At 25.2% G+C, this 830-nt stretch carries 1 pseudogene; it reads right to left on the bottom strand.

The features are described 5' to 3' along the window. Nucleotides 1-830 (bottom strand): annotated as a pseudogene (locus tag OL66_RS04020) (hypothetical protein); the annotation flags it as partial.

Here is an 830-nt window from a genome sequence, read left to right as displayed (position 1 = left end):
TCTTTTTGTTGGATAATGGTTTGTAATTGAGTTTCGTTGGTTTCTAAGGTATTTATTTTTCCTTTTAACTCTTTTATTTGTGATTGTTTTGTATTTAATTGTTTAACCAAAACTTCATCAGCATTATTGTTTTTAACTAATTCATCTTGTATTTCTTGCATTTCTTTTTCAAGTTTTTCGTTTTCGATTTTAGATGTGTTTAGTTCTTGTTGGATTTTGTTTAAATCGTTAGTATATTTTTCTTTAAGGTTTTTGTTTTCTAATTTCAAAGTATCTATTTCGTTTTTAAAACCTTGTTCTTTAATTTCTAATTGTTGCATTTCATTTTTTAATGTTTTGATGTGGGTTTCTTTATTGTTTAGTTCTTGTTGTAGAGTGTCATCAGGTTTTTGGTTGATAATTAAATCAGTGCATTCTTGTTGATATTTATTTAATTCTTGTTGTTTGTTTGTTAATTTTTGTGTAATTTCAGATAATTCATTAGTTTTTTTTTCTAATAGGGATTTATAATTATTGAGTTTAGTTGGTGGAGGAGTTTCGCTTACGTTATGACTAAATTGAAACATCCAATATGGTGGATAATTTGTGGAATTGTATATTTGGTGCATTACATTTAGGTCTTTGTCTTTTATGTAGAAAAAATCATTCCAAAAATCAAATTGAATATAGTAATACTTGACATTGTTAATTTTTATTTCTAGGCTATTTATTGTTTGTTTATTTTCGTTGTTTGGGGGTTGGTTAAGTTTAAATGGTTTTAATTCAACTGTAAAAGGCTCTGTAGAATAATATATTTTTCGGTCAATAACTTTTTTGACATTTTTTAAATC

The sequence above is a fragment of the Chrysanthemum yellows phytoplasma genome, from assembly GCF_000803325.1.
GTDB lineage: Bacteria > Bacillota_I > Bacilli_A > Acholeplasmatales > Acholeplasmataceae > Phytoplasma > Phytoplasma asteris.
This window is presented reverse-complemented; position numbering and strand designations above follow the sequence as displayed.